Source organism: Kitasatospora sp. NPDC050463, assembly GCF_040655255.1.
In the GTDB taxonomy this organism is placed as follows: Bacteria; Actinomycetota; Actinomycetes; order Streptomycetales; family Streptomycetaceae; genus Kitasatospora.
This window is the reverse complement of record NZ_JBFAJO010000056.1, coordinates 56631-63316: the sequence shown is the minus strand read 5'-3', so window position 1 is coordinate 63316 and position 6686 is coordinate 56631. Positions and strand designations below refer to the sequence as shown.

The 6686-nt window shown below is 70.1% G+C and carries 5 protein-coding genes and 1 pseudogene; 1 reads left to right on the top strand and 5 read right to left on the bottom strand.

Translation table 11 applies throughout. The features are described from left to right. Positions 1–64 precede the first annotated feature (64 nt). The 3 genes from AB0J08_RS29365 to AB0J08_RS29355 form a co-directional block, all read right to left on the bottom strand. On the bottom strand, positions 65–1504 hold the full coding sequence (locus AB0J08_RS29365) for a hypothetical protein (RefSeq protein WP_360640792.1): 1440 nt from the start codon (positions 1502–1504) through the stop codon (positions 65–67). After that, positions 1501–2262 (bottom strand): TnsA-like heteromeric transposase endonuclease subunit, encoded by a 762-nt coding sequence (locus tag AB0J08_RS29360; protein WP_360640798.1) that lies wholly within the window; start codon positions 2260–2262, stop codon positions 1501–1503. The genes AB0J08_RS29365 and AB0J08_RS29360 overlap by 4 nt, the downstream gene beginning before the upstream one ends. Positions 2263–2703: 441 nt before the next feature. After that, entirely contained in the window at positions 2704–4701 is a 1998-nt protein-coding gene (locus AB0J08_RS29355; protein ID WP_360640790.1) for a protein kinase, read from the bottom strand. A 16-nt stretch (positions 4702–4717) separates the two neighbouring features. Between AB0J08_RS29355 and AB0J08_RS29350 the strand changes: the two are divergent. After that, positions 4718–5059: pseudogene (locus AB0J08_RS29350) on the top strand (transposase); the annotation flags it as partial. 19 nt (positions 5060–5078) lie between these two features. On the opposite strand, the gene AB0J08_RS29345 reads toward AB0J08_RS29350, so the two are convergent. Together AB0J08_RS29345 and AB0J08_RS29340 are read right to left on the bottom strand one after the other, a co-directional pair. Next, complete coding sequence (locus AB0J08_RS29345) at positions 5079–5822, bottom strand: LuxR C-terminal-related transcriptional regulator (RefSeq protein ID WP_360640788.1); 744 nt, start codon at positions 5820–5822, stop codon at positions 5079–5081. Then, complete coding sequence (locus AB0J08_RS29340) at positions 5819–6667, bottom strand: DUF317 domain-containing protein (RefSeq protein WP_360640786.1); 849 nt, start codon at positions 6665–6667, stop codon at positions 5819–5821. The genes AB0J08_RS29345 and AB0J08_RS29340 overlap by 4 nt, the downstream gene beginning before the upstream one ends. Between the last annotated feature and the right edge of the window lie 19 nt (positions 6668–6686).

The window sequence follows — 6686 nt, the reverse complement described above, 5'->3', positions numbered from 1 at the left end:
CGAACGTCCTGAACCCAGTCGGTAAACGAGCCCATGACGTCCACGCCACAGACTCGAACGGACATCACGAACAGCACAAATCACGGTCGGTAAAGACCTTGACGACCCAGGTCGCGATCACGTGTTCCATCGCGTCGATGGTCAAGGTGCCGTCCCGCTCCGGTTCCGCACCGCGGTCGGCGGTGTCGATGCCGGTGTAGCCAGGAAGGTGCTCGAACAGCAGCGACCGGATGCTGCCGAAGACCCGTTCGACCGCCTGCTTGTCCTGGGGCCGCAGCACCCGTGCCGGAAGCACCCGGCAGCCGATCACCTCCTGGACCTCGACCAGGTGGTGGTTGCGGTAGACGCTGCCGTGGTCGGTGGTCACCGTCTCCGGCGCGAAGAAGGGCAGGGCCGCGACCCGGTGGCCGACGAACTCCGCCACGACCGCAGCCGGCAGTCCCGGGTAGGGCCACTCCATCTCGCCGTCCCAGTCGGCCCGCATGGGCAGCGGGAGCATCACGTCCCGCAGCACCATCGCGACGTCGACCGATGTGTCCGACACCAGCGTGAGCCGGAAAGCACAGATGGAGTGGGTGTAGACGTCCAGCGCCAGCGTCAGGTGGACGCGGACCGGGTCACCGAAGACCCCCTCACGGACCATCACCGGCAAGATCGTCGTGTCCAGCGCGACCACCTGGCCCGGCCTGGTGACCAGCACGTGCCCGTCCTTCTCGGGCAGCGACGCGGAGCGTTCGTAGCGCTGCCGACCACGGCCAGGACCGAACCACTCGTGCCAGACTCGCCTGAGCGTGTCGTAGCTGGGGACCTTGATCTCCTGGCCGGGGAACGTCTCGCGGACGTAGCGGTGGATCATCGTCTCCCGGGTGCGGGCGTCCACCCTGGAACGGTGAAGCCGGGTCTCCTCCCGAACGGCCAGGATCGCTTCCCGGATCTCCTCTGAGATGCTGGGGTGCCTGCCGCTCTCGCGCAGCCATCGGTCGTCCGCGCAGCCGATCACCCCGAAGCGGCGCCGTTTACGCTCCCAACGCTCCAAGGTCCTGACGCCGACCCGGTCCAGCGCCAGCAGCTTCGCGGCGGCCGGGTCCATGGCCTCCAGCTCGGCCACTTTAGCCTGGCGTCGCTCGGACACGGTCGTGCGGTCAGGGTGGTACTCCGGGCGAGGCTCACCTGGCCGCGGGTGCAACGGGTCGCCGCTGCGGAAGCCGCAGAAGACCTCCATCAGGTGCTCGAACCGCAACTGCACCAGCGGGACCTTCTCCGGCTTCAGGTCCTTCAACGTCATCTCCTGCCGTCCCCGGTTCGCGCCGGACGAGGAGGTGAGCGACGAGCTGCGGCACTGCGGATGGTTCAGCAGGAATCTGAAGCTGACGCACTGCCGGACACCGGCCCGGTTCATCAGGTGCACTCGGCCGAGATGGGGTTCCTGCCGCTCGACCAGCCACTCGCTCGCGTCGAGGACCAGTGCTGCCCCCGGAGCCAGATCCAAGGCGCCCGCGCTCATGACACCTCCGCCGGCATCAGCCTCGACGCGTCGGTCAAGGGCTCGGACAGATCCACGCCAAGTCGCCGTTGCCACAACAGGTTCAGCAGCTGGGCCCGCGCGACCGGCCAGAACTGGCAGGCCATCGCGGCCTCGCGGAAGGTCACACCCTGCTCAGCTGCCGCGAGTAGCCCAGGACGCAGATTCAAGAGGTCGCTCATCGGGCGCCGCCGCGCGTACATCGCGTCCAGCGATGCCTGGATGTGCGGCGACCAGCCGGCCGCGACAACGTAGCGCCAGCCGCAGACCAGAGAGAGCTCGTGAGCGGCGGCAAAGGATTCCTCGTCCTCGGACTTGATCAGTCCTGCCGGACGTACGTCGACGACGAAGACCCCGTCGTCGGAGACCACGAGGTAGTCCGGGGTGTGCCGCCGCCAACGCCCGTTCGCCTCGAAGCGCATCCGGAACGGCTGCGAGAGCAGAATCTGCACGCGGCCGCAGAAATCGAGCGCCCGCAGCAGCCAGTCCTCCTCCAGACTCTCGAAGCCGTGCAGCCGCCCCGTGCTGACCATGTACTCCAGCCCCGGCCGATGCCGCTGATCACGCCGCCAGGTGAAGCCGCGCATGGGGACACTGCCCACCCAGGGAGTTGGCCCCAGGGCGGCCACCGGGCCGGTCACCTCACCGCCTCGGTGACGCCATGTCACCGTCCAACGGCGCGTCCATCCCTCGCCGAGGGCAAGCCCCTGGCGCCCCGCCGTCGTGCTGACGGCAACCAGCAGGTCTTCCCACCTGCACAGATGGGACCACAGCGGCCCCGTGTACGTAGAGCCGCGAGTCGTCGGCGGTGCCGGGAAAGTCCTGCGTGACGTATCCACCCCGCCATCGAAGTAGTCAGCTCGCGTTGGCTGGCGACTTCTTCGGAGTTGGCGACAACTTGCTTGCCAAACGATCACCAGCCGACAGATACCTCGCCGAATCGGCGACAGTTGTCATGCTGACCCGCCCGGAGAACCGCACGTCGAGTAGTGCGGTTAGCGACAAGTAGCGTGCTGAGTCACACGTTCCGAGCGTTACTTTGCGAGGTGCCGTCCGTCGCCAGTGACCGTCGGTGACGGATCAGACTGTTGGCAGGCGGCAAGCACGGGGTTGAATAACAGCGGTGCAGCCGTCCCATCCAGGTCGTTGGAGGGGAAGGGCACGGTGAGCGGTGGCGTCGTTTACTGGCTGTCCGGGCGGTCGATCGCGTAGACCGCCGGGTTCACCAGAGAGTCGCCGACCTTCTGCCCGTCGTCGCACATGACGTACACGGCGTCACCGAGGACCTGGGCCCAGCGGACCATGCGCTGCGGGAACCGGACCGGGCGGCTGCGCCGGCCGCTCACCGGGTCGACCAGGACGAGGTCGGAGTCCGAGCCGAGTGGGGAAAAGCACCAGGGAGGGCCGGGGCGGGCGGTGGCCTTCCAGTTCTCAGGCATGACGTCCCGCAGGTCTGGCGCGTCCCAGAGGGTGGTGCCGTTGCGGATGTCGACAATCCGGTTGCCGGGGTTGAGGGTGTTGTACCGGAGTTGCAGGGCGGTGTCCCACCGGCGCATCACCCGCGTGCCGGAGATGCCCCACAGCCGGCGACCGTCGGTCAGGTTCCAGGCGCTTGAGGTGTAGGTGTCCGCAGGGGCCTGACCGGCGACCAGGCCATACTCGGGGACGACCTGACCGCCGGCCTGGAGCGGCCCGAGGACCTTGCCGTCAGCGGCGGCGACGGTATGCAGCTCCTTGGTGCCCTTGAAGTAGATCCGGTCGTCGGTGGAGCCGGCAAGCTCCTGGTCCTCACTGCTGTTCGCTGGTTGGTGGTTCCACAGGTCATGCCCGGTGTCCGGGGAGATGGCGAGCCAGCTCTTCCCGTCGTCATTGACAAGGATCGCGCCGCCGGCCAGGCCGAGGCCCATCAACTCGGCCAGGTCTCTGCGGATGACGTATGTCCACACCACCGTGCCGTTGGTGGGGTCGAGGCACCAGACGTGCTTGCCGATGCCGACGTACAGGGCGTTGTCCGCAACGACGATGTGGTGAGCGCCGTCGCTCACCTCGCCGCTGTCAATCCTCAGCTCCCGCGACCAGCGCGCCTTGCCGGTGACGATGTCCAGGCACTGCACCGTGTCACCGTCGAGGACCAGGATCGAGTCCGAGGAGAGGCGCAGAGCATCGTGGATCGGAGTGGCCTGGCCCGGATACGGCCACACGACCTTGCCGGAGCGCGCGTCCTGGGGGCCGGCGTTCGTCATGAGCAGGGGGCCCACCTGGCCGGACGGCACGTCGTTGCCGGGCACCGTCCAACGCGGTCGGACCGGTTGGGCGGTCGCCCCGGGGGAGGCTGCCGTCGTCGCCCCACCGCCGCTGCCCGAGCCCTTGCCGCCGTCCAGGAACTGGGGGACGAGCGCGGCGGTGGCGCCACCCGTCACGACGACGACGCCCACGCCGAGCAGTACCGAGCGTCGGCTTACCTTCCGGTCGTCGGCCGGCGCGGCTGATCTGGGCGGGCTGCCGGGTTCGGCTGGTTCGGCGCCGGCCGGTGCGGCGCCGACCGGTGGGAGGGGTGGCCGTGGCGGCGGCGAGGGTCGTGGTGCCGGACCAGCGGTGGGCTGCGCCCCGAGGAGTGCGGCCACCGCCCCGAGCCGGGCCGCCGTCTCTGTCGCCGAGGCGGGGCGCTGTTCCGGGTCCTTGGCGAGCAGTTCGGCGACCAGGGCGTCGAGCTCGGGTGGGAGGCCCGGCCGGCTCCGGGATGGCGGTTCTGGGATCTCCGAGGCGTGGGCGACGAGCTGGGCGAGGAGCTCGCGGCCGGCGAAGGGCGGGGCGCCGGTGAGCAGGTGGTGCAGGAGGCAGCCCAGGGAGTACAGGTCGGAGGCGGGGCCGAAACCCTGGCCGTGGGCCTGCTCGGGACTCATCCAGGGGGCGCTGCCCAGGACGCTGTCGGTCCGGCTCAACTGTTCCAGGCCGAGGGCCGGGTGGAACCAGGCGATGCCGAAGTCCAGAACCTTGACCGTTCCGTCCGGGGTGAGGATCACGTTCGCCGGCTTGATGTCCCGGTGGACGATGCCGTGTTCGTGGGCGAAGGCGAGGGCGGCGCAGACCTGCCGGGACCAGTCCACGGCGCGGGCGGGGGAGGGCGGTTCGTCGGAGGCCAGAACTCGGTCGAGGGTCCGGCCCGGGGCGAGCTCCATGACGATGAAACCCGTCGGACGACCCCGCACCCGGCCCGGCGCGGTCGCCGCGGACAAGGCCTACTCGTCCCGCGCCAACCGCACCTACCTGCGCAAACGCGGGATCAAGGCCGTCATCCCGGAGAAGAAGGACCAGGCTGCCAGCCGGAAACGGAAGGGCAGCAGGGGTGGGCGACCCGTCGACCACGACACCGAACTCTACAAAGAGCGCAACACCGTCGAGCGCCTGATCAACAAGCTGAAGGCCTGGCGGGGCATCGCCACCCGCTTCGACAAGACGCCCGAGAGCTACCTCGCAGGACTTCACCTCCGCGCCTCGATGATCTGGATAGACGACCTCGTACGACCGCTCAACTGATCACAACATCACACAGGCCCTAACGGTGAGCCGCGGGAGCCGGCGCACGAGCGGCGGGTGCCTGCGGGGCGGGCCGGTCGGCGGGCAGTCCCAGCGGCCGGGAGGGCGCGGTGCGGGCGGTCGCGGCCCGGACCCGCTCGGCGTCCGGGCCACCGTCGGCCTTGAGCGCGTACTCGCGGGCTTCGACGAGGTGGATGATCGCACTCAGGGCGGTGTTGCTCTCGGCGTACGCGGTCCGCAGCGAGCTGGCCGCAGAGGTGATCCGGTCGAGGTCGTAGAAGGCTGGCACGTGGCCGGGCCGCGTGAGCGCGTGGAGGCGGTCCTGGTGCACGGCGGCGGAGTTGGAGACCACGGCAAGGTGGCTCCTGGTGTGCATGACGGCTCGGAGCAGGGGGTCCTCGACGGGCTGGCGGACCGATGCCTTCTCCAGTTCGGCGATCGGCCGGGCCCAGGCTTTCTCGATCAGGGCATCGGCATGGTCGAGGGCGGTCGGGTCGGACACGGTGTTCTCCAGTGGGGCCTGCTCGGTGGGAGCGAGTGAGGTGGCGGCCTGGGCGGCCTGCTGTGCGGCGTGGAGCTGGACGGCGTGGTCGTTGGTACGGGCGCCCAGCTTCCGGCGGGCTCTGGCGGCGCGGCTGTGAAGGGTCGCGGCGTGGGTTCCCTGGCGCCGAGCGACTTCGGCGATGGTGTAGCCCTCCGTGAGGTAGCGCAGGAGGGTGGCCTCGGCGGGGCTGAGGGGTTGGCCGTGCAAGGGCTTGCTCAAGGTCGGCTCCTTCGGGGCGTTGCGGCGGTGCCCGCACCGACGGGAGCGGGCGCCGGGGTCGGTGGGGTCCGGCTGGTGGAGGAGGCGGAGGTCGAGCGGGAGGTGGCTGCGCTGATGCGCGCGAACTCCAGCGAGGTCGGTGCGGCCGGCGTGGCGGAGGCCCCGGCGGCGAGGTGCTCCAGGTCGATGCGCCGCATGGACCGGTGGACCGGCGCCGGGTCGCTGACGGCGGTGGTCAGCGCCTGGAGGAGGTGCTCGGGCAGGCGGGAGGAGGCCGTGGCGTACCAGACCTGGCCGGGCGCCCCGGCCTCGAACAGCCACCGTTCGGTGGCGCCGGTCATCTCGGCGCCGTGCTCCAGGGGCTTGTCCCGGACGTGGAGCCGGACGAAGCGGTCCGGCGACCGGTAGGTGAGGAACGGGGTGGTCGGGTCCAAGCTCCACTCGTCGGCGAGGAGCCCCAGGCACGTCTCGACGCCGACGATTCGTCCGCCGTGGTCAAGGTAGGCGCTGGGGCCGTGGGTGTAGGCGTCGGCGAACGCAGTGGTGAAGTCCGCGACGACCTCGGGCGGGGCCTGGTGGTCGAAGGTGACCAGCCACTGCGGCGGCGCAAAGGCGTCCGGGCCCGCACTGATCTTCCACATCACCCGGCCGTAGCCCTCGGGCAGGTGCGCCAGGCGGGCGCGCAAGTCCGGTGAGGCGACGAAGGTGTTCCCCTCCTGATCCCGGCTGCGAGCCCACCCGGCGTCGAGCAGCGGCTGGACGGCTTCGGAGCCGTCGGAGTCCGAGTTCGCGAGGTAGCGCGGGGCAATCCGGTAGTGGCGAGGCTGCTCGGGCGGGTTGGGCATGTCGGGTCCTCGCACCGGG